Consider the following 25,334-nt stretch of genomic DNA (forward strand, 5'->3'; position numbering starts at 1 on the left):
CTAGTTGGGGATATCCGCTTCGCCCTGTTCGTCCTGCATGTCCTCGACGAACCGGTAGGGAATGGGCTCCTCCTCGGTCGCCCGCACGAGGCGGAACAGGCGGCGCACCGTGTCGCCGTCTTCCGTGGCCTCCAGCAGGACCTCCTTCTGGTACTCGCCGTTCACGTACTCGAGTTCGTGCTCCGTTCCGGCGGCGATCACGTTGGGTCCGTAGAAGATGGCCTGGTAGGTGGTTTTATCGCTCATGTGTATCCCTCTCTGCCGGGGTGGAGACGGGTGCCTCGCGTTCGGGGCGCGTCGGGCCCAGCCTACGGCCGGGCTGTCAACTTGCACAGGGCCGGTTGCCACCGACCGCGGGAAGGTGCCGTTTGGCGGCAACCCGCGTAGGGTCGAAGTCACGGTGCCGCTGGGGCTCGATTCGAAGGAGTACACATGGCTGACAAATCACCCAAGAAGGACGCATCCAAAAAGGTTGCCGGTAAGTCCTTGAAGGAAAAGCGTGCCGACAAGCACGCCAAGGCGAACGAGACGACCGAGAAGGCACGCAAGGCCTAGCGCCTGCTCCACGATTAAACTCAGGGTGTTGCCGCCAACTGCGGCAACACCCTTTTTCGTCCCGAAAGGACCCGTCGATGACCCTTCCCTCCGTGGACACCCAGGTGGACTACCCGGCCGGCCTGACCCGCACCACCGCGACGGTGCTGCACGTCGAGCCGCAGGCGGACGGGCGCGTCGCCGTGCTCCTCGACGCCACCCCGGTGCACCCGGTCGATGCCGGCTGGCCCGACCAGGGGCCCGACCGGGCCGTGCTGCGCGTCGCGGGGGCCGAGCTGACGGTGCTGGACTGCATCGTGGGAGCGACGGACGGGTCGGCACTGCACCGGGGCCGGGACATCCCGGTGCCGAAGGGCACGCCCGGCTGGGCGTTCGTCGTGGTTCACCTCGTCGAGGGTGCCGCACTCGTCGACGGCGCCGCCCTGGCCGAGGGTCAGACGGTCGAGGTGGTCGTCGACGCCGACTACCGCCACCGGATGTCCGCGGGCCACACGGCCTGCCACCTCGCCTCCCTCGCCCTCAACCGGGCGCTGGCGGACCGGTGGAAGAAGGAGGTGCGCGCGGATTCCCTCGGTCACCCCGACTTCGACGGCACCGCGATCGACGTGTCCCTGATCCGTGAGAACGGATCCGTCGACACCTACCGGCTCGGCAAATCCCTCCGCCGCAAGGGCTTCGCCGCCGAGGGGGTGGCCGAGCACCTGGCCGGGATCGAATCCGCCGTGAACGCGGCCCTCGCCGAATGGGTGGCCACCGGAGCGAGCGTACGCATCGACCGGGACGGCCCGCTGCTCACCGACCGGCGGTACTGGGTCTGCGAGCTGCCGGCCCACAGCGTGCGCATCCCCTGCGGCGGCACGCACGTCTCTTCACTGGACGAGCTCGGCGCCGTGCGCGTGGCCCTGTCCACGTCCGAGGTTGACGGCACGACCGTGCTCACCATGGAAACCGTCGTCGGCTGAGCGGCCCCGCTCACTCACTCGATCAGGAGCGCCTCCACCGCGGCGGTACCGCGGATCTCCCCCAGCAGCTCGAGGACGCGGTCGACGACCTTCACCGACACCCCCGGGCACACGATGCTGTACGCGCCGAGCTCGGCCAGACCGCCGGCCCGCACCCGGATCACCGCCCAGCCCACGTCGGCCAGCGCGGCGTCCTTCTCACGGTCCGACACCTCCTTCAACCCCCGGTGGGAGCGGCCGTCACGGCCAGGGTCGTCGTATTCGATCGCCACCTTCAGGGCGGGAATGATGATGTCCGGCCACACCTCCGGCTTGCCGTAGAAGGTGCGGCTGATGCGCACGGCATTGACGCGGTGCGGCAGACGGATGCGTTCGCCCAGCAGCATCCGCAGCCGTTGTTCGGTCATCGACGTGCCCAGCCTCAACCCGGGCTTCATGAACGGCACTCCGCCCTCGAACCGAGCACTGGGCGCTTCGGCGTTGGCCGTGCACTTCGGGCACCCGGAGCCCGTGAGGGCAGCCCGTACCGTGGCGACATAGCGGGAGTGGCCACGGTCGCAGATCCACTCGTAGTCGGCTCCGATCCGCGTCTCCTGCCCGAGGTCACCGCGACGCCCCGCTGCCACCTTGCGCAGCAGCTGTCCGCGGCTGCGCTGCGTCTCGGCAAGGAGCATACAGAGGGGACAATCGCGTTGCAGGGTGATGCGGGCATCCGTCGCCGGCGCCCCGTGCCCGCAGCGAAAGCGCACGGCCGTGCCGCCACCGACTGCCACCCCGCCGCCTGCCACCCCGCCGCCTGCCACCCCGCTGCCCGCAGCCCCGCCGGCCACACCGCCCGTCATGCCAGCCATCCGCACGCTCCGCCCTGCGCCCCAGTCGGCGCAGGCCCACGCTATCCCCGGCCACTGACACTCGCCCGCCACGGGGAGCCGTGCGCCAGAACCTCGACCGTAACCCCACGCGCGAACTGAGGAGGTTTTCGCGACACGCCGGTCCCCCAGCCACGACTCGCCGCCCAGCCCGAAATTCTCCGGCTATACGTGCAGGCGGAGGCGTGCAGAGGCGGAGGAACGGCCCGCGGGAAGAGAGGAAAAAAGAAGAAGGCAAGAGGGGAGGAAAAGAAGAAGGCCCCCGGTTTCCCGGGGGCCTTTCAACTGACTATCTCGGTGGAGCTAAGGAGATTCGAACTCCTGACCTTCTCATTGCGAACGAGACGCGCTACCAACTGCGCCATAGCCCCCAACCGCTTATGCAGAATATCACGCGCAGCGACCGAGTTTGGCCGACCCGCGCGTGAGAGCGCGATTCGGTGCGGATTCGCCCGGTTGGGATTCGGTCAGCCGACGGCGCGGCGACGGCGCAGCACGTCGTCGAGATCACTCATGCCGGGTGCGGTCTCCCCGACGACCCCCATTGATGCGAACCGGCTCGCGGCCGGTGCGGCGGCAGGAGTTGCCGGCGCCTCGGCCGTCACACGCTTCAGCGGAGTGACCGCCACGTCGAGGGCCGCGGCGCGGCGGGCGAGCTCCGCTTCGGCGGCGACCCGGCGCAGTTCGGCGGCTGCATCAACGGATGCCATCGCCGCCTGGGCGACGGATCCGCGCGACAGGTGCATCGGCCGCGGCAGCGGGAGCGGCGTCCAGCTCGAGGCGACAACGGGCGTCTCCTCCAACTGCACGGGCTCGAACGTCTGGCCGACCCGGGCGCGCGTCGCGACGCCGGACCCAGCAGCAACCCCGTCCGCCCGGTGTGCCCGGCGTGCGGTGCGCGCCAGGCGGGTGAGAGCGCTGAGGGCGAGAACGGTCGTCACCAGGCCGCTGACCAGGGCCGTCCAGGCTCCGCCGGTCGCCACGGCGACGATTCCCGAGACGAAGAGCACGGTGCCCAGGAGCAGGATGAGGGAGGTCATTGCACGCACCCGGCGCAGGCGGCGAGCACGGGCGGCCGAGGGGGCCGGAAGCGATGAAGTTCGAGCGGAACCGGACGCCGCGGCCCCCGCGCGCACGGCGGCGGCCTGGGCGGCAACGGCCTTCGCAGCGGCGGCACGGTTCGCGGCCGCGAGGGCGGCGGCCGAACGGCGAGCGGCGACCGCGGCATCCGTCACGGCCTTGGCCTCGGCGCGAGCGTCGTCCTCGGCCTGGGCGAGCAGCTTGCGCTGGGTGACCACGGTGCGGGCGTTCGCTTCGAGCCGCACCTGCTGGGGTACCTCGGACGTTTCGGCGAGAATCCGCATGGTCTGCTGCAGCCGCACGGCGTTGCGCTCGGTGGCCAGGTACTGGCGTCGGCGCGCCCAGGTCGGCATGAGGTAGGTCACCCACAGGGCAGCGGCAACCGCAATCATCACTCCCCCGCCGAGAACCTCGCTACTCATAGTTTCTAAGGTAGGAGCGGCACGGCGGTGCGGGGATGATTACCGAGGGTGTGTCACGGCCAATTACCGGCCTCATCGGTCGCTCACCGGCAACGGATGCGCCGCGGCCGCCCGATCGACGTCCGTCACCCGGGCAGCGTCGGCCGGCGCCAGACCCGACTGCCACCGGTGCAGAACGCCCTGGCGCACCTCCTCGGCCACGAGACCGAAACAGAAATGGTCGCGCCAGTCACCGTTGATGTGGATGAACCGGCGGCGCAGGCCCTCGTAACGGAAGCCGAGCTTCTCCACGACCCGCAGCGACGGCACGTTCTCGGGCCGGATACAGATCTCCATCCGGTGCAACCCCAGTTGACCGAAGCAGTAGTCGGTGGCCAGCGCCACGGCCGTCGGCGTGATCGACTTGCCCGCGAATTCCTCGCCCACCCAATAGCCGATCGTGGCCGAGGACAGCGAGCCCCAGGTGATCGACGACACGTTCAGCTGACCGGCCAGTTCGCCGTCGTATTCGATCACAAAGGGCAGCCCGCTGCCGGTGCGCGCGTGTGCGAGCAGACTACGGATGCTGGAACGGGTGTCGAAGGACATCGGCGCGTAGGGGCTCGTGGCCTCCCACGTTCGCAGCCAGCCGCGGTTCTCCATCAGGGACCGCTCGAGGTTCCTGTCGTCGCGCAACCGGATCGGCCGCAGGGTGACGGGTCCGTCATGAAGCGTCGGTAGTGCGATCGCCACAGTGTGCCCGTCTACTCAATCCCGCGATGGTGTTCCCTCAATGTACCGCTCGTGCCCTAGTCGAGGGTCGCGACGAACTCGTGCAGCCACGGCCGCAGATCGGGCCCGAGGTCTTCACGATCCACCGCGAGCTGCACGATGGCCTTGATGTAGTCGAGGCGGTCGCCCGTGTCGTAGCGGCGGCCGCGGAAGATGACCCCGTACACACCGCCGGTGGTTTCGGGCGTGAGAGCCATCTCCTGCAGGGCGTCGGTGAGCTGGATCTCATTGCCCTTGCCGGGCAGGGTGTGCTCGAGCACGGCGAAGACTTCGGGCCGCAGCACGTAGCGACCGATGATGGCCAGGTTCGACGGGGCATCCTCGGTGCTCGGCTTCTCGACCAGCCCGGTCACCCGCACGACGTCGGGGTCGTCGGTCGGCTCGACGGCGGCGGCGCCGTAGAGGTGGATCTGCGAGGGCTCGACCTCCATCAGGGCGATGATGGTCGTGTTGCGCTTGGCCTGCTCGGACAGCATCTTCGTGAGCAGTGGGTCGCGATCGTCGATGATGTCGTCACCGAGCAGCACCGCGAAGGGTTCGTTGCCCACGTGCATCTTGGCGCGCAACACTGCGTGGCCCAGTCCCAGCGGGTCGCCCTGGCGCACATAGTGGATGTCGGCGAGTTCGGTGGCGTGGTTGACCTTGGCCAGGCGGCCCTGGTCGCCCTTCTGCTTCAGGATCGCCTCGAGCTCGGTCATGCGGTCGAAGTGGTTCTCCAGCGCGTTCTTGTTGCGGCCGGTGACCATCAGCACGTCGGTCAGACCCGCCGAGACGGCTTCCTCGACCACGTACTGAATGGCCGGCTTGTCGACGACGGGCAGCATTTCCTTCGGCATGGCCTTGGTCGCCGGAAGAAAGCGCGTGCCCAGTCCTGCAGCAGGAATGACGGCTTTGGTAATTGTTGTCCCCATGGTCCCTACGATATCGGCATCTAGGATGAGTTATATGGACTCCGACATCGGTCATCGAAAGCGCGCGCTCCGCGCCGAGCTGCGGGAGCGCCGCCAGAACATGTCTTCGGTGCAGCGGGATGCCGCGACGGCCGGCCTCACCCAGAACCTGCAGAGCATCACCCTGGACCTGTCGGCCCGGTCGATTTCCTGTTATCTGTCGAGTCGCACCGAACCGGACACCCGGCCGTTCGTGAACTGGGCGGAGGCTCAGGGCATCCGTGTGCTGTTCCCGGTCTCCCGCGATGACGGCCTGCTCGACTGGACCGTCGGTGAAGACCAGACCGAATTCGAGGGCCTTTCGGGCGCGCCGGAGCCGCAGGGCCTCCTGCTCGGCCCGATCGCGATCAACGACGTCGACCTGATCGTCGTGCCGGCCGCCGCCATCGACGCGTCCGGACTGCGCATGGGCTGGGGTCGCGGCTACTACGACAAGACCCTCGGCTCGATGGAGAAGTGCCCGCCGGTGTACGCCGTCGTCTTCGACAACGAGTTCGTCGACGAAGTGCCCCGCGAGGTGCACGACCAGCCGGTGGACGGCCTGGTCACCCCCACGCGCATCATCGCGTTCTGACCCGTTCCCCCCTACTTTCCCGCCCGTTCCACGAAAGCCATTCAACAATCGGAGATTCCGGCCCGCGCGCCGGTTCCCCCATCGGAGTTCCAGTGCCTACCTATTCTTATCGCTGCACCGAGTGCGACACCGCGTTCGACATCCAGCAAGCCTTCACCGACAACACGCTGACCGAGTGTCCGAGCTGCGGTGGCAAGCTGCGCAAGGTCTTCTCGTCGATCGGTGTGACCTTCAGCGGGTCCGGCTTCTACAGCAACGACTCCCGGTCGGATGCGAAGCGCTCACTCGAACGCTCGTCGAAGACCTCGGACAAAAAATCCGAGAGCACATCGGCCGACTCCGGCTCGAGCTCGAGCTCCACTTCCAGCGAGAAGTCCGCCGCCGCCTCGACGCCCGCAGCGAAACCCGCCACCAGCAGCACGTCAGCGCCGGCGGCGAAAGCCTCCTGAAATAATTCCCCTCTCACCACCCCCCACTCGCCTGTCCCGGCGCCGAAACCTCACCGGAGAATCACCATGATCCAGGGCTTCAAAGAATTCATCATGCGCGGCAACGTCATCGAGCTGGCCGTCGCCGTGGTCATCGGCGCCGCGTTCACCGCGGTCGTCAACGCCATCGTCGCGGGTATCTTCAACCCGCTGATCGCGGCGATCTTCAATTCGGAGAGCCTCGCCAAGGCCATGGTCGTCGACCTGCCCGGCGGCGGGGAGCTGTCGTTCGGGCTCGTGCTCGCGGCGGCCATCAACTTCCTTCTGGTCGCGGCCGTCGTCTACTTCGTCTTCGTGATGCCGCTCAACCACGTCAAGCACGCGCAGGAGCGCCGCCGCGCGGCCGGGCTTCCCACCGAGGCCGAGGCCGCCGCCCCGGCGACGGAACTCGACCTCCTGACCGAGATCCGCGACCTTCTGGCCGCCGGAGCGACGATCGACCAGGGTCCGAAGCACACCCGGTAACCGGGCGGGTCCCACCCGATCGGCGGCGCAGCGTCCGGTCCGGAAACGAACCAATTCGACGGAGATTCTGCCCGGATCGGCCTTGACCAGCCCGAAACCCCGCTCCACGACGAAAATCTCCGTCGGATTCGTTCGGGGCGTGGGCGGCGAGCGGCGGGTGAACGTCCGCTCCGGACCCGCACTGGTCCGTGACGGCCGGTGCATGCGGGCGACGGATGTCCTGAGTCAGCCACACGCGCGCGCTCGACCTGCGCCCGGGCAGCAGGGGCCCAGGCAGCAGTGGCCCAGGCAGCAGCGCGGACGGCTACCAGTGCGGCGGGCGGTCCTGCCGGAGCCGCTCGTCGTTGACGCCGCGGGTGTCCGGGCCCGCGGGGTCGGCGGGCACGACGCCGCCCTCCTCGCGCAGAACCGGCGGATGCGGATTCGGGTCGGTGCCCGGCGCCGGCGTCAGCCGGGCGCGCCGCGAGGTGCCGGCCGATTTGACGACCGATTGCCGGGGAACGACGGATGCCGTCCCTCCCTCGAGCGCGTCTCGACCGTGACCGGCGTCTGCCTCGGGCGCTGCGCGCTCAGGCACCAGGCCGGCGTACCGTGCCGGATGAACCAGGCCCGGCCGAACCGTGTGCCGCCGATCCCGGAGCGGAGGGCGTGGCCGTCACCCCGACCAGGGCGGCCACGCGCGCGGCCACCGCGTCCGGGTTGCTGAAGAGTTCGAAGCTGTGCACGCGCAGGTAGTGCCAGCCGAGCCGGCGCAGCACTTCGGGGCGGAGCCTCAGGGACTCGCGCAGGCTCGATCGGCCGACGACGGCATCCGTCTCGACGACGACGGCGCGGCCCGCGTGCGAGCCGGCGAGCGCCAGCTTGCCGCGGTGGCCGAGCGACACGGTGAGGCCGAGCCGTTCGAGCCGGCGGGCCAGGTCGACCAGCATGGCCTCGCTCGCGTCGGGCACCTGCGCCTCGTTGCGGCGCGCCTCGGTCTCGCTGAGCACCTGGGAGAGCGCGAGGATGCCGTGGCGCTGGCGGTCCTCGTCGATGTCGGAGGGGCGGAAGCAGGAGACGATGTCCATGGCGCGGCGCGCGCGGGTCATGCCGATGGCCAGCAGGCGTTCGCCGCCCGGTTCGCCGAGCGAACCGAAGTTCGTCAGCAGGCGGCCGTGCGGGGTGCGGCCGTAGCCGATGGAGAAGATGACGCGGTCGCGGCTCTGCGCCACGGCCTGCTCGAGCGTGAGCACCGTGAACGGTTCGGCCCGGTCCTTGAGGATGAAGTCGGAGAGGTCGGTGCGCTTGGAGAAGGCGGACAGCACGGCCTGGTGCACGCGCACGGAGTGCCGCGCGCTGGCCGTGATCACCATCAGCGATTCCTTCGGGCGCTTGACGGCGTGGTCCATGACGAGTTCGACGACCTTCGCGACCTCGGCGTCGACGCTCTCCACGGCCCCGGAGTCGGCGTCGGGCATGCCGTGCCCGCCGGCGACGTAGTTGATGGTGAGGCTGCCGTGCCCGAGGTAGCTGCCCGCCCAGGGCAGGGAGTCGATGCGGCCGCCGTAGAAGCGGTGATTGACCAGCTCGGCGAGGTCCTCGCCGCCCGCGCGATAACTGCGGGTCAGGGTGAGGGTCGGCAGGAGTTCACCGAGGCGGGCCAGGGCGGAGTCGGCGTGGAGGGCGTCCACGTTGGTCTCCTGCAGCGGCTTGTCGTCGGCGGCGGCCGTGATGCCGGTCTCGAACGAGGACGGCGTCTGCGTGACCGGGTCGCCGAACGCCACGATCTGGCGGCCGCGACGGATGGCGCCCACGTTTTCGGCCAGGGTGGTCGCGCCGGCGTCGACCAGCAGCACGGTGTCGAAGCTCATCAGGTCGTCGAGGCCGGCAACCTCGTAGGGCGAGGCAAGCCAGACCGGGGCGAGCACGCGCCCCAGGTGCGGAGCGGCCTTGTGCAGGCGGGTGGGGGTGGCCCGGTCGGCGCGCAGCAGGCGCCGGAGGTTATCGGCCTCTTCGGGCCAGTCGACGACACCGATCTTCCAGGTCTCCGCCAGCAGCCAGGCCAGCAGCTGCCCCGTGGTCGAGGCGTGCGCCTCGTCGACCAGGCGGAAGTCGGCCTCGAGTCGGTCGAGCACCTGGGTGTTCGCGTTCAGGAGTGCCTTGTCGCCGCTGAGCATCGTCTCGAGCACGGACTGCCACCAGGCGAGCTCGAGTTCGTCGGCGACGTCTTTCTCTGACACGTGACGCTGGGCCAGGTCGGTCATCAGGGGGTCGAGGTTGTGCTCGCGCAGGGTGGCCAGCAACGCGGTGCGCTCGTGCAGGTTCGCGAGCACCTCGCTCTCGGCGGCCAGTCCGGAGATCGCGTAGATCAATTCCTTGACCGGGCGATTCGACAGCTGCCGCGTCGTTCCGGCCGTGCCGAGGGGGATGTCGAGGCTCGCCAGGTCTTCGGAGACACGCTGGTAGGCCACATGCACATCCGAAATTCCCACAGGGACCTCGGGGGTAACGCCGGCCACCACGAAGCGCTGCCACAGGGTGCGCTGCTGCTGGATGCGACGCAGGCTCTCGTTCATGTCGCTCACGTGAACGCCCGGACGCAGGTACTCCACGGCCAGCTTGCGCAGGCGGCGGCGGTTGGCTCCGGTCATGTCGGGCGATTCCCGACGAGATGCGGTCGCCGTGATCAGTTCGGTCAGCGACCGGTCGAAGACGGCCGGCTGGAACTTGTCGAGGGTCTCCCGGATGTCGAGCAGGAGACGCAGGTACACGCCCAGTTCGGCGATGGTCTCGAAGGGGCGCAACCGGGTCTGGCCGACGAGGCCGGCGGCGCGCTCGAGCAGGCGCGGCAGCTCGACCTGGTTGACCCGTTTGGCGAGCTGATGCGCCCCCGAGGCGTCGGCCGGGGAGGTGAAGGACGCCCCGTACCAGGGTGAGTCGCCGGGGCCGTAGCGGAATTCGCCGAGCGCGGCGGCCTTGATCAGGGTGGCGGCGGCGAGCGGCCGGCCCTGCGCCAGACGTTCGAGCGCGTTGCGGTCGAGGCGGGCCGTGGTCGACGGCGGGGCAGGCAGCTGCGCCAGGCGGGCGAGCTCGCCGAGGGCGTCGAGCACGGACACCCCGAGGGCCGGGTCGCGCCGGGTGAGCGCCGACCGGTAGTCGAGCAGCACCTTGCGCAGTCGCACGAGCGCGTCGTCCACGTCGCCGACCAGGGGCTGGGTGGCCTTCTCGTTGCGGGTGATCGACTGGATCAGGTCACGGCGCAGGGTGCGCGGGGTGACCGCGACCCCGGGCAGCCCGACCTGCACCAGACGGTGCGCGATGCCGTCGAGGCTGGAGCGGCGGGCGCTGACCACGAGCACGCGCTTGTGCTGCGCGATCAGCGATCCGATCGCGTTCACGATGGTCTGGGTGCCGCCGGTGCCGGGAAGTGTTTTGACGACCAGGGAGTTGCCGGCCGCGATCTGGGCGACGACGTTCTCCTGCTCGGAGTCGGCGTCGAGCAGCAGGGTGTCGGTGGCCGGCGGCCGGGAGTCCTGGCCGATCGGGACGACGGGGTTGTACGCGGTCTCGATGGCGCGGCGGGCGTTGTTGTTGCCGCCGATCGCGTCAAGAAGCGGATGGTCCAGCTCGGCGGCATCCGCGGCGAGTGCCCGTCCCACGTCGGCGAAGGAGGACGCCACGAGACGGGGAACCACGTTGAACCAGGGCAGGTGCGAGGTCAGTCCGCGCAGGCGGTCGATCACGGGTTGCGGTTTGAAGGCGCCGTTGGTGACGGCCAGCGCCACGAACGCGTCGGCATCGAGCACGATCTGGAACTGGTCCTTCAGCGCGCGTGCCAGCTCCGGGTTCAGGAACGGCTGGCCCTTGAGTTTGAGTTCGAAGTCGCGGCCGTACCGACGGATCGCGAGCGGACGCAGCAGCACGGGGGCGCTGTAGTCCACGTCGTTGTAGCGCCACTCGGCGAGGCCGATGGCGAGGTTGACCGACTCGATCCCGCGCATGGAGCGCAGTTCGATGCCCTTCTGGGTGATCTCACCGGCCGCCAGCCTGGCGTTCCTGAGGGCCAGCTCGTCGCGGATCAGATTGGAGAGCAGCGTCGTCTTGCCGGTGATGAACTGGGGCAGGCCGCCCGGGTGGGTGGCACTGAGTTCGATGCGGGTGCGGGGGCCGTCGCTGAAGTGCAGCAGCGGGGAACGCCCGCCCACCTCGGCGAGTTCGTCGCGCCAGCGCTGCCAGACGGGGTCGGCCACATTGCCCACGGTGAGGGACGGATCGCCCAGGCTGACCGCGTGCGCGGCCGCGGAATCGTGCGGGTCAGCAGACGGAGCATCCTGAATCTCCGTCAGGAAGCCGTCGTCATCTAGTTTCTTATCGAGGCGCCACACACTCGACACCCTAAGCCAATCACCTCCGATTCCCCGGCAGGCGGCCCGGAATTGCGGGGATTCGAGCCCGAATTGGGCCAAATCGGGGCTTCCGGATGCGCGTGCGGCCGTGATCGAATCGGCTTGCGAGAATGGTGCAATGAAACTACCCCTCGTCGAACTCCACCTGCACATCGAGGGAACCCTCGAACCGGAGCTGCTCTTCGAACTGGCCGAGCGGAACGCGGTGACCCTGCCGTGGGCATCGCTGGACGAACTGCGCGCCCAGTATGATTTCGCCGATCTGCAGTCGTTCCTGGACCTCTACTACCGGGCGTTGGACGTTGTGCGGGAACGGATCGACTTCGCCGACCTGACCCGCGCCTATCTCGCCCGGGCACGCACGGCGGGGGTGCGGCACGCGGAGATCTTCTTCGACCCGCAGGCGCACACGAGCCGGGGTGTGCCGCTCGGCACGGCCCTGGCCGGGGTGCGCGACGCCCTGGACCGTTCGGTCGACGAGTGGGGCATCACCACCAAGCTGATCGTGACGTTCCTGCGCGACCGGCCGGCCGACGAAGCGCTGCAGATCCTGCGCGAGATCCTCGCCGGCGGGGTGGCGATCGACGGAATCGGGCTGGATTCGGCCGAGGTCGGCTATCCCCCGGCGCTTTTCACCGAGGTCTTCGACCTGGCCCGCGCGCACGGTTTGCGCCTGGTCGCGCACGCCGGCGAGGAGGGGCCGCCCGACTACGTCTGGCAGGCCCTCGACCTGCTCGGGGTGGAACGCATCGACCACGGCATCCGCAGCCTGGAGGACGAGGCGCTGCTCGACCGGCTCGTGCGGGACCGCGTGCCGCTCACCGTCTGCCCGTTCTCGAACGTGCGACTCCGGGTGATCGACACCCTCGCCGACCACCCGATCGTGCGGATGCTCGACCGCGGGCTGCTCGCCTGCATCAACTCCGACGACCCGGCCTATTTCGGCGGTTACATCGATGACAACCTGGCCGCGCTCGATGCGGAGTTCGACCTCGGGCCGGACCGGCTGGCCCTGCTCGCCCGGAACGGCATCGAGGCGTCGTTCCTGACACCCGCCGAGAAGGCCGCGCTCCTCGACGAGGTCGAGACCTGGCTGACCACCCGGCGGCAGCCGGCCTCGGGGCCGGCTACAGCCATCCGTTCTTCTTGAACACCCCGTAGAGGCCCACGCCCATCATGAGCATCAGGGAGAGGGCGAACGGGTAACCGAACACCCAGCCGAGCTCGGGCATATGGGTGAAATTCATGCCGTAGACGGCGCCGACGAGGCTGGGCGCGAAGAGGATGGCCGCCCAGCTGGAGATCTTCTTGACCTCTTCGCTTTGGGCCAGGCTGGTCTCGGACAAACGCCGGGTCTCCTCGTTCTGGCGCTGGGTGACGAGGGTGCTGTGCACCGTGAGCGCGTTGTCGAGGAGCTGGCGAAACGCATCGCCGCGCTCGACGATACGGAGAGTGTGGTCGAGCACGTCCCGCAGGTGATGGCCCAGCTCCGCGGCGACATGGTGGGTGGCGAAGCCCTTCTGCAGCGACTCCAGCATGCCCACGAGCGGCTGCGTCGCACGCTGGAACTCGATCACCTCACGGGAGAGGTCGTAGATGCGCCGCGCCACGGCCTGGTTGCCGTCGAAGAGCTGGTCCTCGATCTCGTCGATGTCGTTCTCCAGCCCGGCGACGACCGGCCCGTACTCGTCGACGATCTGGTCGAGGATGGCGTAGAGCACGGCCTCCGGTCCGAGGGCCAGCAGTTCCGGCGTCTTCTCCATGCGCTCGCGCACCTGCGCGAGGTCGGGCGACTCGGCGTGGCGGATGGTGGCCACGAAGTCGGGGCCGACGAAGACGTGCAGTTCGCCGAATTCGACGCGTTCCTCCCGGTCGAGGTAACGGGCCGGGCGCAGCACCAAGAACAGGATGTCGCCGAAGCGCTCCAGCTTCGCCCGCTGGTGGCCCTTCAGCGCGTCTTCAACCGAGAGGTGGTGCAGGCTGAATTCGGCCGCGACCGAGCGGATCTCGTCGGGCGATGGCCGGTACATCCCGATCCAGGCGAAGCCGTGGTGGGCCTTCATCACCTCGTACGTCTCGTCGAGCGACCCCGGGTTCGCCTCCCGGTGGCCGTTCACGTATACAGCGTTGTCGATCAGTGCCACGCGCGTTCTCCTTAGATACCAGCTACCAGTGTCGCACCGGGCTCACCGCCCGCTGACCGGGGCAGGCTCGTCGGCGGGGACGGTAGGTTGGGGTCGTGAATCCTGAGCGAGCCGGCGACGTCGTCGTGGTGCTCGCTCCCCGCGGGCCCACGGATGCCGACGATCGCCTGCTGCTCGCCGCCGCTGCCGCGTGGGTGCTCGGCGTTGCGCCACCGTCGGTGCGGATCGAGCGCAGCTGCCTGCACTGTGGCGGCACGGACCACGGCCGCCCGCTGGTGGCGGTGTCGCCCGGAGCCGGCAGCGGGGCCGGCCCGCTGCACGTCAGCCTCAGTCGGGCCGGACGGAGCGCCGCGTTCGCCCTGACCTTCCTCGGCCCGGTCGGGATCGACGTCGAGTCCGTCGCGGCCGTGTCCCGGGCGGGGGTCGACCCGGCCCTGTTCGACCCGGCCCTGTTCGACGCGGTCGCGTTCGGGCCGGCCGAGCTCGCCGCCCTGTCCGCGGTGCCGAGCATTGACGCCGCCGACGCCCGGGCCCGGATGTGGACCGCGAAGGAGGCGGCGCTGAAGTGCACCGGCGACGGGCTCCGGGTGGACCCGCGCGACCTGACCGTCGGACTGCCGGGCCGCGAAGACCCGCCCGACGTCGTCCTGACCGCCTGGCGCGGAGCCGGCTTCCCGGTCGAGGCCCTGCGCCTGCGCGGCTTCGAGCCGGGCGCCGGGCTCGTCGGCACGGTGGCCGTGCTCTCGGAGGACGGGTTCGCCGCGGGCGGGCCGACCGTGAGCGTGGTGCCGGCCGCGGCCATCCGTCGGTGACGCCGGCCCGGCCTAGAGCTTGGGCAGCGCGCTCCGGTAGATCCAGCGGTCAACGATCCGGCGGATCTCGCTGCTGTCGGTGTGCACGGTGAAGAATTCGACGAAGTCGTCGGTGGAGACAGAGCCGTGGTGGCGCGCCCGGGTGTAGGCGCGCACGGCGCCGAAGAACACATCGTCGCCGAGTGACCGTCGCAACGCGTGCAGAGCCAGGGCACCGCGCTTGTAGACCCGGTCGTCGAACATATCGTGCGGGCCCGGATCGCCGACCACGATGTCGCGCGGCAGCGCCTCGATCTCGGCGCGGTGCGCGGCGGCGCTCGTGTCCGCGGGAAGTCCCCCGCTGGCCTCGGCCCACAGCCACTCGGCGTAGCAGGCGAACCCCTCGTGCAGCCAGATGTCCTGCCACCGCGACACGGTCAGGCTGTTGCCGAACCACTGGTGGGCGAGTTCATGGGCGATCAACCGGTCGCTGCCGTGCAGGCCGTCGACGTGGTTGCGGCCGAAGACGGCAAGGCCGTGCGCCTCGAGCGGGATCTCCAACTCGTCGTCGGTGACGACGACGGAGTACACGCCGAACGGGTAGGGACCGAAGAGACCGTCGAAGACGGCGATCATCTCGGGCAGGCGGGCGAAGTCCACCGCCACCTCACGGGCGAGGTTGGCCGGAAAGAAGATGCGCTGGGCCACCGGGGCGGCCGCCACGTCGGCCCGGCGGTACCGGCCGATCAGCACCGTGGCCAGGTAGGTGGCCATCGGCTCCTTCACCTCGTAGGTCCAGCTGCTGCGTCCCGACCGCGTCGTGCGAGCGATCAGCGCGCCGTTGGAGACGACCGTGTACGGGTCTTCGCAGGCGACCCGGATCCGGAACGAGGCCTTGTTGCTCGGGTGGTCGTTGCAGGGGAACCACGACGCGGCACCGGTGGGCTGCCCGGCGACGAGCACGCCGTCGTCCAGTTCCTCCCAGCCGACCTCGCCCCAGATGCTGTTCAACGGATGCGGCGTGCCACGATACCGCACGGTCACCTCGAACCGCTCCCCCGCTTCGATCGCCGTGGCCACCGTGATGGTGAGCTTGCGCTTGCTCTGGCTGACCTTCTGCGCCCGCACCCCGTCGACGGTGACCCGGTCCACGGTGAGGCCGTCGAAATCGAGGCTGAACCGGTCCAGCCGGAGGGACGCCAGGCCGGTCACCGTCGCTGTTCCCCGCAGCTGATTGGTGGTCACCCGGTAATCGAGGTCCAGGTCGTAGTGCAGGGCGAGGTACCCGCCGTTGCCGCTACCCGGCAGGTACGGGTCGCCCGCCGACGCGGAGCCGTGGCCGGCGGCGGCGAGCGCTGGCCTGGGCGGCAGCGCGGTGAGGCTTTTGGCGGAACTCGGAGCGGGGATCGTGGCGAGGGCGGGACTCTTCGGCGGGGTGCGAGGCATGGGGCGTCAAGTCTGCCACGGCGGGGCACGCCAGGGCGAAATGGGGTTGCCCGACCACACCGACCCGGCCGGCACGCGTTCCCCGCGCATGACCAGGGAGGCAGGTCCCACGGTCGCTCCCTCGCCGATGCCGGCGGCCGGCAGGATCACACTGTGCGGCCCGAGCGTCGCCCCGGCCGCCAGGGTGACCCGGTCCAGCTGCATGATCCGGTCGTGGAACAGGTGCGTCTGCACGACGCAGCCACGGTTGACGGTGGCGCCGTCCTCGAGGGTCACCAGGTCGGCCTCGGGCAGCCAGTACGACTCGCACCAGACCCCGTGCCCGACGTTCGCGCCGAGGCTGCGCAGCCAGAGGGCGAGCACGGGCGTTCCGGCGGCCTTGGCCGCGAACCAGGGTCGGGCGACCATTTCGACGAAGCTGTCCGACACCTCGTTGCGCCAGATGAACGATGACCAGAGCGGATGCTCCGTGGCGTCGATCCGGCCGATCAGCAGCCACTTCGCGGCCGTGGTCACGACGGCGGCGACCGCGCCCGCGGCCAGGAGGACCAGTCCCGAGAGCGCGAGGGCCCAACCCACACCGAGCAGCAGCCAGAGCGCATCGAGGGCGGCCAGCACGCCGAGTCCGATCAGGGCCGTGACGATGACCGGCACGATGCGCAACAGCTCCCACAGGGCACGCCAGGTGACGAGCCGGGCCGGCGGGTGGAAGGTGCGGGCTTCGTCGACATCCGTTGTCGTGCGGCGCAACCGTTCGGGCGGGTTGCCCAGCCACGACGACCCGCGCTTCGCCTTGCGCGGGGTGGAGGAGAGCACGGCGACGAGACCGTTGCGCGGCACGGTGCGCCCGGCGCCCGCGATGCCGCTGTTGCCGAGGAAGGCCCGGCGACCGACCTTCGCCGGTCCGATGCGCAGCCAGCCGCCGCCCAGCTCGTAGCAGGCCACCATGGTGTCGTCGGCCAGGAAGGCGGCCGGGGCGATGGTCGTCAGGGCGGGGATCAGCAGCACGGTGGAGGCCTCCACACCCGCGCCCACCTTCGCGCCGAGCAGGCGCAGCCAGACCGGGGTGAGCAGGCTCGCGTAGACGGGGAACAGCAGCGTGCGGGCGCTGTCCAGGATGCGTTCGGTCATCCAGACCTGCCAGCCGATGCGGCTGCGCACCGGGTAGTACCCCTCGCGCAGGCCCACGCCGAGCGCGCGCACCGCGAGGAGCACCAGACCCGCGTAGACGAGGCCGGCGGCCGGCACCGCGGCCAGGGTGGCCAGGGCGGCCCGGCCGAGCGCGTCACCCAGGGTGGCGGCGTCGCCGATCGCGGCCCCCACGATCAGTGCGCCGACGAGCACGGCGATCACGGGCAGGGCCGTCATCGCGATGGCCCCGGCGGCGAAGGCGGTCAGCCAGCGGGTCCCGCGCGGTGGGCGTTCGGCCGGCCACGACGCGTGGGCGGCACCGACCCGGGCGGCCGGGGATCCCGCCCACCGTTCGCCCGGCGGAACCGGTCCGGACACGGCGGAGCCGGATTCGATCACGGCACCGGCCCCGATCCGGGCGCCGCCGAACAGGGCGCTGCGGGAGCCGACGGTCGCGCCGGCGCCGATCCGCACCGCCCCGATGCGCAGCACATCGCCGTCGATCCAGTAGCCCGACAGGTCGGTCTCGGGTTCGATGGCCGCCCCCGCACCGATCGTGAGCATCCCGGTCACCGGCGGCAGGGTGTGCAGGTCGACGTCGGTGCCGATGCGGGCGCCGAGGGCCCGCGCGTAGTAGCTGATCCAGGGCGCGCCGGCCAGACTCACGGCGTCCGAGAGCAGCGCCACCTGTTCGGCCAGCCACAGCCGCAGGTGCACGGAGCCACCCCGAGGATAGTTGCCCGGCTCCACGCCGCGCAGCAGCAGGCGGGCGGCGACGACGGAGACGGCCATCTTGCCGGGCGGCGTGACGAACAGCAGGAACCCGGCGGCCACCCACCACCAGGAGATCGTCGGGGCGAAGGAGGCTCCGCCCCAGGCGGAGAGCAGGTTGTTCGCCGCCGCGAGGTAGACCAGCCACCGCGCGCCGACCAGCACGTGCAGGGGCACGCCCAGCAGGGTGAGGGCCAGCTGGCTGCGCCGGGGAACCGGCAGCACCGTGCGCCCGCTGCTCGGCGCCGCGGGCACCCGGCCGTCGAGCTCATCGGCGAGGGAACCGATCCGGGGGTAGTCGTAAATGTCGGAGACGCGGGTGTCGGGGAACCGTTCGCGGATGGTCGAGACGAATTGCGCGGCGGAGAGCGATCCGCCGCCGTGGGCGAAGAAGTCAGCATCCGGGCCGTCGGCCGGCACCCCGAGGATGGCGGCCCAGCCGTCGGCGAGCCAGGCGGCCGTGGGCGTGAAGGCATCCGTCTGCTCGCCGCCCGTGGTCGGCAGCGGCCAGGGCAGGGCGCCGCGGTCGACCTTGCCGGAGGTGCGGGTGGGCAGCTCGTCGACGACGTGCAGCAGCGGCACGAGCGCGGCCGGCAATTCCTCACGCAAACGGATGTTGGCGGCCGCCCGGTCGAAGACGGCCCCCTCGACCTGGGCCAGATAGCCGACCAGGACCTGATTGCCGGCCGGTGTTCTCTGCACGACCGCGGCCGCCCCGGCCACCCCGGGGAGCGCGCGCAGCGCGGCCTCGATCTCGCCGAGTTCGATCCGCCGCCCGCCGAGCTTCACCTGGTCGTCGGCTCGGCCGACGAACACGAGACCCTCGCGTTCGTAGCGCACCAGGTCGCCGCTGCGGTAGGCACGGTGCCAGCCCAGTTCGGCGTGCGGGGCGTACTTCTCGGCGTCCTTGGCGGCGTCGAGGTAGCGGGCCAGCCCGACCCCGCCGATGATGAGCTCCCCCGTTTCGCCGTGGGCGACGCGGGCGCCGGCCGCGTCGACCACGGCCAGGTCCCAGCCGGCCAGCGGAAGCCCGATGCGCACGGGCCCCTCGCCGTCGAGCCGGGCGGCGCAGGCGACGACGGTGGCCTCGGTCGGCCCGTAGGTGTTCCAGACCTCCCGGCCGCGCACGGCGAGCCGGGCGGCGAGTTCGGGCGGGCAGGCCTCGCCGCCGAAGATCAGCAGTCGCACCCGTTCGAGCGATTCCTCCGGCCACAGCGCGGCGAGGGTGGGCACGGTCGAGACCACGGTCACCCCGTGCTTGATCAGCCACGGGCCGAGGTCGACACCCGACCGCACCAGCGACCGGGGCGCCGAAACGAGGCAGGCGCCGTTCCGCCAGGCCAGCCACATCTCCTCGCAGGACGCGTCGAAGGCCACCGACAATCCGGCCAGAACCCGGTCCGCGGGCCCGATCGGTTCGGACTGGAGGAAGAGGTCGGCCTCCGCGTCGACGAACGCCGCGGCCGAGCGGTGCGCCACCGCGACCCCTTTCGGCACGCCGGTCGAGCCGGAAGTGAAGATCACCCAGGCGTCGTCGTCGGGGGTGGGCATGGCGCCGATGGTGCCGGCGAGGGCCAGGTCGTCGCCGGGCGGGAGCATCCGTTCGGCGAACATCTCGGCGTCGATGCCGCTGCGCACCGCGAACACGCCCCCGGCCCCGATCACCCCCACGACCCGGGCCTCACCGAAGACGAGCCGGGCACGCTCCTCGGGGTCGTCGGCGTCGACCGGCACATAGGAGGCGCCGACCAGGAGCGTGGCCAGAATGGAGAGGTACAGTTCGCGGGTTCCCGACGGGATCCGGATGCCCACGGTGTCGCCGCGGCGCACCCCGCCACGGCTGAGCTGCTCGGCCTGCTCGGTGACCAGGCGGATCAGGTCCCGGTAGTTGACGGCTCCGTCGACGTCTTCGAGGGCGAGGGCGGTCGGATGCCGCTCGGCCGTCTCGAGCAGAATGTCGACGAGGGTCCGGGCGCGCGAAGTGCGGTGCCCGGCCGCGAGCACGTCCTGGCCGGGCTGAATCGGGGTCAGGGTCACACAGGCTCCTCACACGGTCGCGGTGCCAGCCACCGCGCGCCACCAGCTTAGAACCCGCAGGTAACGAGCAGGTGTCCTGTTTCGTCGTCACCCGCGATGGATGCCGCGGCTACTCGATGGTCTCGATGGCTGCCAGCACCTGGGCGGAGAACTCCGGCGAGAGCGGTGCCGACCCGGCACCGTCCGCGGCGGCCTGCTGCCCTTTCGCACTGGCCATGTAACCGAGGTAGGCCCGCACCAGCTCGGCGTCGGCCGGGTCGGGGTAGACCTCGCAGGCGATCAGATAGCTCACCAGAACGAGCGGGTAGACCCCGGCCTCGGTGGTCTTCCGGTCGACGTCGATCACCAGATCGTTCGGGTTGTCCCGTTCCACCACCGGCGAAGCGTCGATGATCGCGGCGGCAGCCTCGGAGGAGAAGTCGACGAAGTTGTCGCCCACCTTCAGAGAGGCGACGGTGAGATCGCCGGCGCGGGAGGCATCCGCGTAGCCGATCGTGTTACGGCCGTTGGTCACGGCGCTGACCACGCCGGAGTTGCCCTGCGCGCCCTCGCCCGTGTACGGGAAGGCGTCGTCGGGTTCTTCGGGCCAGATCTCCGGCACGTTCTGGTACAGGTAGTCGGCGAAGTTCTTGGTGGTGCCGGAGTCGTCCGAGCGATGCACCGCGCTGATATCGGCGCCGGGCAGGAGGACGTCGGGGTTCAGCGCGACCAGTGCCGGGTCGTTCCAGGTCGTGATGGTACCGGAGAAGATTCCAGCGATGGCGGCCGCATCGAGGCGCAGGGTGTCGAGGCCCTCGACGTTGAAGATCAGCACCAGCGGGGAGACATACATCGGCAGATCGATCGCCCGGGAACCGGGTGCGCAACCGGCGAACTGCCCTGCGAGTTCCTCGTCGTTGAGCGCCGAGTCCGAGCCGGCGAAGTCCACTCCTCCGCCGAGGAACTGTTCCCGCCCGGCACCGGAACCGGTCGGGTCGTAGTTGATGGTGACGCGCGAATTTGCGCCCTGGAACTCGGACACCCACACCTCCTGGGCGGCGGCCTGGGCCGAGGATCCGGCGCCGTCCAGCGTGCCCGAGAGCGGGCTCGGCGTGTCCCCGGCTTCGTTCGCGGCGCATCCGGTCAGCATCAGGCCGAGGATGGCGGTTGTGGCCGCGGCCTGGGCAAATCGGCGTTTCATCTGGTTCGTCACAGTAACCATTCTCTCTGATCGGCGAACAGCTGCCGCCACCCTCCGTCGCCTGCCCGGCGCCGGCGTGTCCACGGTCAGATCAGACCGTGGCGGCGGAAGGCGTTCCAGACACCGTCGTCCTGCACCGAGGTGGTGACCTCGTCGGCGTGGGCTTTGACGGCATCCGTCGCGTTGCCCATGGCGATGCCGACCCCGCAGACCTGCAGCATCTCGATGTCGTTGCTGCTGTCGCCGATACCGAGGGCGGATGCCGCGTCGAGGCCGAGCCGGTCGAGCAGCTGAAGAATGGTGGAGCCCTTGTTCACACCGTTCAGCGTGACCTCGCCGCTGCCCCGGCCCATGTGCGGGATGGTGCCGGTGATCACATGGAAGTCCGCGCCGAGCGCCTCCGAAACGCGGTCGAACGCCCGAAGGTCGCCGGCCAGGAACACCGATTTAGCGATGCCGGTGTACCGGTACGGGCGCACATCGGCGAACGCTTTCAGGGCTGGGTGGTCGTCGTCGGCGTCGGTGACGGATTCCGGTTCGGAGCCGGCTTCCGCCTTCCGCGCGCGGTCCGCCGCGTAGTACTCCGCGAAGCGGTCGCGCACACCGGGACTCGGATACAGCTCGTCGAAGGACTGCAGGTAGAAGTCGTACCCGGACTCCTCGTAGAAGCCGATCATCCGTTCCACGGCCTCGGCCGGCATCGTGCGCTTGATCACGAGCTCATCGCCGATCTCCGCGAACCCGCCGCCGGAGCTGATGGTGCCGTCGAATCCGATGTCGCGGATTTCGGGGTAGATCTCGACCGACGCCCGTCCGGTGCTGAGGTACACCAGATGCCCGTTGCCCCGGGCGGTGCGCACCGCCGCGATGGACGACTCCGCGATCCCCGAGCCGGTTTGCAGGAGGGTGCCGTCGACGTCAACGAACGCGATGCGGGGGGAAATCATGGTGCTCCAGACGGGTGTTTCTCCGGAGCGTTTGCATCATCGAAAGACGGCCGGAGCGGTGTAGTCGTATATATCGACGCTAGCTGCTGACACGCGCACCCCGTAACCGGAAAAGGCTATGGGCGCTGCTGGGCCGGAGTTCGCAGATGGGGCAGGAGTGCACGCGTGGTCGCGGCGATGGTCGCCTCGAGCCGGGTGAGGTGGTCCTCCGTCACGGGTCCGCCGGCATCGGCGCAGGCCTCGATCTCCGCGCACCTGGCGGACAGAGCTGCGGCACCGATGGTCGCGCTGGATCCGCGCAGTCGGTGCGCCAGGAAGGCAACCTGAGCGACGCTGCCGCGCTCGATCTCCCTACGGAGCAGGGCCACGTGGTTTCCGCTCTCGTCGAGCACGTGCTGCAGGAGCATCGCCTTCGTCTCGGCTCCCATCTCGTCGAGGTAGCCGTAGACCTCCTGATCGATCATCGCGGAGGGGGCGGCAGCAGCAGCACCCTGGCCGTCGCCCGCGTCGAAGGTCTCGAGGTCCCACTCGGACGGGTCAGAGTCGGCATCGTCGTCATCGAGGGCCCGAGTCACGGCCTGCAGCGTGGCTGCCAGGTCGGAGAGGCGGATCGGCTTGCTGAGAAAGAGGTCCATGCCGGCATCGAGACACAGCTGCCGGGACTCGGCGCTGGCACTGGCGGTCAGGGCGATCACCACCGGCTGACGAATCGTGTCGCCCAGCCGCCGGATCAGGCGCGTCGCCTCCAGTCCGTCGACGACGGGCATGTTCAGGTCCATCAGGACAACGTCGAAATTGCCCTGCCGAACGGCCTGGACGGCTTCGGCGCCGTTGCTCACGGTGTCGACCCGGTGCAGGCCTTTGGCGAGCATCAACTGCGCCACCTTCTGGTTGACCAGATTGTCCTCGGCCAGCAGCACCCGCAGCGCCGTAGCCGGTGGATCGACCGTCGCGGCATCGCGCCGGTCGGGCGACGGCTCACCGGCCAGCGCCTCGATCAGGATCCGTTGAAGTTGGGCACTGCGCACGGGTTTGGTCGCGATGGCAGCGAACAGGAGCCGGTCGTCCGGGTTGAGCGTCGCACTCAGGCTGGTCTGCAGGATGAAGGGGGTGTCCTGCCAACCGGGCAGGCGACGGAGTATTCCGGCGACGGCAGCCCCGTTCATGCCCGGCAGCTGCATGTCGAGGATTGCGATGTCGGGAACGGGGCCGGTCCTGGCGCGGTCGAGGAACTCTTCCGCCGAGGAGGTGGCCTCGCAGGTCATGCCCATGCGCTCGACCTGCACCGAGGTCAGCCGACGATTGTCCGCATTGTCGTCCACCATCAGAACCGTCCGAGAAGCGAGGATGGTGGTCCTGGCCCGCCTCCGATCCGGCACACCACTCTCCGGTGCGTCGGCGCCATCGCGCAGACGACGGTCAGGAAGTCTCTTTTTCAGCCAGTCTTCGCTCGCGCCCGTCGATCCGGCGACCCGAACGAACGGCTGCAGGCCGATGGTGAACGAGAACGTGGAGCCCACTCCGACGGTGCTTCGCACCTCGATTCTGCCGCCCATGAGTTCCACGAGAGCCTGACTGATCGCCAGGCCCAAGCCCGTTCCTCCGTAGACCCGCGTCGTGGAGGCGTCCACCTGGCTGAACGACTGGAAGAGCCGGGGCATCCGATCGACCGGGATCCCGATGCCGGTATCGGTGATCCGGAAATGCAGGGCGACCGGTTCCGCATCCCCGGCTACTCCGCCGCCGACCGGCGTCGGAACCCGCACTTCCGGTTCCACCCGCACCAGTACCGAGCCGGCCACGGTGAATTTGACGGCATTCCCGACGAGGTTGACCAGGATTTGGCGCAGCCGTGTGACATCGCCCAGCACCCAGGACGGGCAGTCGTCGGCGAAGTCCCACGACAGGGTCAGGCCCTTCCCGTCAGCGGCGACGGCGAGCAGGCCGACGGCGTCCTCGACCGCCGACACCAGGTCGAACGGCCGGTTCTCCAGTTCCAGCCCACCCGACTCGATCTTCGAGAAATCCAGGATGTCGTTGATGACGTCGAGCAGGAGGTCCCCACTGCGACGTACGGTCTCCACATACTCGCGCTGCACGGAGTCCAGCCGGGTGTCCAACAGCAGTCCGGTCATCCCGATCACCGCGTTCATGGGCGTGCGGATTTCATGACTCATGGTCGCCAGGAACGCCGATTTCGCGGTCGTCGCGGCGAGCGCCGCATCCCGTGCCCGGGCCAGGCTCGCGTTCAATTCAACCTGCTCGGCGCTCACCCGATCCGCATCCCGCACCGCCAGGACCAAACGTGCGGTGCCGGCGAGCAGAGTGCAGATTGCGGCGAGGACGGCGATGGAGGCGAGCTGCGTGAACTCGTTGACGATGATCACGCTCAGGGCTCCCACGCTGAACAAAGCCGGGGCCGCCAGTGCCAGGGTGGCGCTCGCTCCGTCGGGTGGAGCCTGGGCTGTCGGACTCCACGCGGCGAGTCCGAGCAGGATACCCACGGCGGGCCAGACCGCGTCGACTATGCCCCCGCGAACGTAAGTGCCGTCGGCGATCGCGGGGGCGAGGAACGCGTTGGCGGCGGAGAACGACAGGAAGGCGACGGTGAGCAGCACCCAGACGCGACTCGGCCGTCGCCCGTAGATGGTCAGTGCCCCGCCCAGGATCGCCACCGGGATCAGCGCTGCGACCGGGTACGCAAGCGCGAGCACGTCCTCGACGACGATGTCGGACAACGGCCGAATCAGGAAGGAGGCCGTCACAGCGACCAAGCCGAGCCCTGCGATCAGGCCGTCGAACCAGACCGTTGCGGAAATCGGGTGCAGCCGCCCCCGGATCAGCACGACGAGGAAGGCGATGCAGAGCACAAGGAAGGCGGCAAAGAAGATGATCGCCGCAGTGGACGTCGGGTGAGGGATCCCCGGCGGGAACGCCACCGATTCGATCGAGTCGGCCACGCCCACGCACACCATGGCCGCGCCGAGCAGGCTCCAGGCCAGCCGGTCAGCGGACACCAGGACCGCACGCGCGATGACCAGACCGGCGATGACGAACTCGAGGACGAGGTACAGCCCGTAGTCCACCCACACCGGTCGCTCCGAGATCGTGAATTCGAGAGTCGACCAGGCGTAGCCCAGGACGGCCAGGGCGACCAGGACGAATCCGGCCCGGATCCAGGGCGGCGCAGCCATCACGTGCGGCTCCGCCCGCCGTCCGGAGACGGCCGCCTGCCGCGGGTCGGCCTCGTGTCGAGCGGTTTCCGTATCGACCGTCATTCGCCTTCTGACCTCTCCGTCCGTCGGACTTCTGCTGGATAGCGACCGGACAGGCGCCGCTGCGGCGCGATCACGCTCGTGGCAAGGA

The 25,334-nt window shown here is 69.8% G+C and carries 20 protein-coding genes, 1 tRNA gene and 1 pseudogene; 7 read left to right on the forward strand and 15 right to left on the reverse strand.

Features of this window, described 5'->3' with window-relative positions:
* Window positions 1-246, reverse strand: coding sequence for a hypothetical protein (locus AC0J5J_RS07010; RefSeq protein ID WP_134422577.1), 246 nt, complete (start codon window positions 244-246; stop codon window positions 1-3).
* A gap of 186 nt (window positions 247-432) precedes the next feature.
* Between AC0J5J_RS07010 and AC0J5J_RS07015 the strand changes: the two genes are divergently transcribed.
* Complete coding sequence (locus tag AC0J5J_RS07015; RefSeq protein WP_255408599.1) at window positions 433-555, forward strand: hypothetical protein; 123 nt, start codon at window positions 433-435, stop codon at window positions 553-555.
* A gap of 77 nt (window positions 556-632) precedes the next feature.
* Window positions 633-1,517 carry an alanyl-tRNA editing protein gene (locus tag AC0J5J_RS07020; RefSeq protein ID WP_474900098.1) on the forward strand — a complete coding sequence of 295 codons (885 nt, stop codon included), beginning with the start codon at window positions 633-635 and terminating at the stop codon, window positions 1,515-1,517.
* Between the two features lie 14 nt (window positions 1,518-1,531).
* On the opposite strand, the gene AC0J5J_RS07025 is transcribed toward AC0J5J_RS07020, so the two are convergent.
* From AC0J5J_RS07025 to galU, 5 genes are all read right to left on the reverse strand, one after another.
* The gene (locus tag AC0J5J_RS07025; RefSeq protein ID WP_474900099.1) at window positions 1,532-2,368 is read right to left on the reverse strand and encodes a hypothetical protein; all 837 of its coding nucleotides are present in this window, start codon (window positions 2,366-2,368) and stop codon (window positions 1,532-1,534) included.
* A 316-nt stretch (window positions 2,369-2,684) separates the two neighbouring features.
* Window positions 2,685-2,757, reverse strand: a tRNA-Ala gene (locus AC0J5J_RS07030).
* 96 nt (window positions 2,758-2,853) lie between these two features.
* A complete protein-coding gene (locus tag AC0J5J_RS07035; RefSeq protein ID WP_474900100.1) occupies window positions 2,854-3,888 on the reverse strand; it encodes a hypothetical protein in 1,035 nt (344 codons plus the stop codon).
* Window positions 3,889-3,960: 72 nt separating this feature from the next.
* Complete coding sequence (locus tag AC0J5J_RS07040; RefSeq protein WP_134424303.1) at window positions 3,961-4,620, reverse strand: GNAT family N-acetyltransferase; 660 nt, start codon at window positions 4,618-4,620, stop codon at window positions 3,961-3,963.
* Between the two features lie 56 nt (window positions 4,621-4,676).
* Window positions 4,677-5,570 (reverse strand): UTP--glucose-1-phosphate uridylyltransferase GalU, encoded by an 894-nt coding sequence (galU, locus tag AC0J5J_RS07045; protein WP_134424304.1) that lies wholly within the window; start codon window positions 5,568-5,570, stop codon window positions 4,677-4,679.
* A gap of 34 nt (window positions 5,571-5,604) precedes the next feature.
* Here galU and AC0J5J_RS07050 point away from each other — a divergent pair, with 34 nt between their 5' ends.
* Together AC0J5J_RS07050 and AC0J5J_RS07055 are read left to right on the forward strand one after the other, a co-directional pair.
* The gene (locus AC0J5J_RS07050; RefSeq protein WP_134424305.1) at window positions 5,605-6,183 is read left to right on the forward strand and encodes a 5-formyltetrahydrofolate cyclo-ligase; all 579 of its coding nucleotides are present in this window, start codon (window positions 5,605-5,607) and stop codon (window positions 6,181-6,183) included.
* 92 nt (window positions 6,184-6,275) lie between these two features.
* Window positions 6,276-6,416, forward strand: a pseudogene (locus tag AC0J5J_RS07055) (FmdB family zinc ribbon protein); the annotation flags it as partial.
* Between the two features lie 14 nt (window positions 6,417-6,430).
* Here AC0J5J_RS07055 and AC0J5J_RS07060 read toward each other — a convergent pair.
* Window positions 6,431-6,649 carry a hypothetical protein gene (locus AC0J5J_RS07060; RefSeq protein ID WP_474900245.1) on the reverse strand — a complete coding sequence of 73 codons (219 nt, stop codon included), beginning with the start codon at window positions 6,647-6,649 and terminating at the stop codon, window positions 6,431-6,433.
* A 49-nt stretch (window positions 6,650-6,698) separates the two neighbouring features.
* Here AC0J5J_RS07060 and mscL point away from each other — a divergent pair, with 49 nt between their 5' ends.
* On the forward strand, window positions 6,699-7,136 hold the full coding sequence (mscL, locus tag AC0J5J_RS07065; RefSeq protein ID WP_474900101.1) for a large conductance mechanosensitive channel protein MscL: 438 nt from the start codon (window positions 6,699-6,701) through the stop codon (window positions 7,134-7,136).
* A gap of 304 nt (window positions 7,137-7,440) precedes the next feature.
* Here the strand turns inward: mscL and AC0J5J_RS07070 are convergent, their stop codons facing one another.
* Both AC0J5J_RS07070 and AC0J5J_RS07075 read right to left on the reverse strand, forming a co-directional pair.
* On the reverse strand, window positions 7,441-7,713 hold the full coding sequence (locus AC0J5J_RS07070; RefSeq protein WP_474900102.1) for a hypothetical protein: 273 nt from the start codon (window positions 7,711-7,713) through the stop codon (window positions 7,441-7,443).
* Window positions 7,706-11,500 (reverse strand): AAA family ATPase, encoded by a 3,795-nt coding sequence (locus AC0J5J_RS07075; protein ID WP_241972702.1) that lies wholly within the window; start codon window positions 11,498-11,500, stop codon window positions 7,706-7,708. Before AC0J5J_RS07075 ends, AC0J5J_RS07070 begins: the two co-directional genes overlap by 8 nt.
* Before the next feature lie 139 nt (window positions 11,501-11,639).
* On the opposite strand from AC0J5J_RS07075, the gene AC0J5J_RS07080 reads away from it, so the two are divergent.
* The gene (locus tag AC0J5J_RS07080) at window positions 11,640-12,671 is read left to right on the forward strand and encodes an adenosine deaminase (protein ID WP_474900103.1); all 1,032 of its coding nucleotides are present in this window, start codon (window positions 11,640-11,642) and stop codon (window positions 12,669-12,671) included.
* Here the strand turns inward: AC0J5J_RS07080 and AC0J5J_RS07085 are convergent.
* Window positions 12,649-13,665, reverse strand: coding sequence for a magnesium and cobalt transport protein CorA (locus AC0J5J_RS07085; protein ID WP_474900104.1), 1,017 nt, complete (start codon window positions 13,663-13,665; stop codon window positions 12,649-12,651). The genes AC0J5J_RS07080 and AC0J5J_RS07085 overlap by 23 nt on opposite strands.
* 95 nt (window positions 13,666-13,760) lie before the next feature.
* On the opposite strand from AC0J5J_RS07085, the gene AC0J5J_RS07090 reads away from it, so the two are divergent.
* Window positions 13,761-14,477, forward strand: coding sequence for a 4'-phosphopantetheinyl transferase family protein (locus tag AC0J5J_RS07090; RefSeq protein WP_474900105.1), 717 nt, complete (start codon window positions 13,761-13,763; stop codon window positions 14,475-14,477).
* Between the two features lie 12 nt (window positions 14,478-14,489).
* On the opposite strand, the gene AC0J5J_RS07095 is transcribed toward AC0J5J_RS07090, so the two are convergent.
* From AC0J5J_RS07095 to AC0J5J_RS07115, 5 genes are all read right to left on the reverse strand, one after another.
* Window positions 14,490-15,902: a M1 family metallopeptidase gene (locus AC0J5J_RS07095; RefSeq protein WP_474900106.1), complete on the reverse strand. Its 1,413-nt coding sequence runs from the start codon at window positions 15,900-15,902 to the stop codon at window positions 14,490-14,492.
* A gap of 6 nt (window positions 15,903-15,908) precedes the next feature.
* Window positions 15,909-19,841, reverse strand: coding sequence for a Pls/PosA family non-ribosomal peptide synthetase (locus AC0J5J_RS07100; RefSeq protein ID WP_474900107.1), 3,933 nt, complete (start codon window positions 19,839-19,841; stop codon window positions 15,909-15,911).
* Window positions 19,842-19,950: 109 nt separating this feature from the next.
* Window positions 19,951-21,021, reverse strand: coding sequence for a phosphate ABC transporter substrate-binding protein PstS (gene pstS, locus AC0J5J_RS07105; RefSeq protein ID WP_474900108.1), 1,071 nt, complete (start codon window positions 21,019-21,021; stop codon window positions 19,951-19,953).
* Window positions 21,022-21,107: 86 nt separating this feature from the next.
* Window positions 21,108-21,968 (reverse strand): Cof-type HAD-IIB family hydrolase, encoded by an 861-nt coding sequence (locus AC0J5J_RS07110; RefSeq protein ID WP_474900109.1) that lies wholly within the window; start codon window positions 21,966-21,968, stop codon window positions 21,108-21,110.
* Window positions 21,969-22,084: 116 nt separating this feature from the next.
* The gene (locus AC0J5J_RS07115) at window positions 22,085-25,246 is read right to left on the reverse strand and encodes a hybrid sensor histidine kinase/response regulator (protein ID WP_474900110.1); all 3,162 of its coding nucleotides are present in this window, start codon (window positions 25,244-25,246) and stop codon (window positions 22,085-22,087) included.
* Window positions 25,247-25,334 lie beyond the last annotated feature (88 nt).

The organism is Cryobacterium sp. TS_SC_7 (assembly GCF_056156285.1).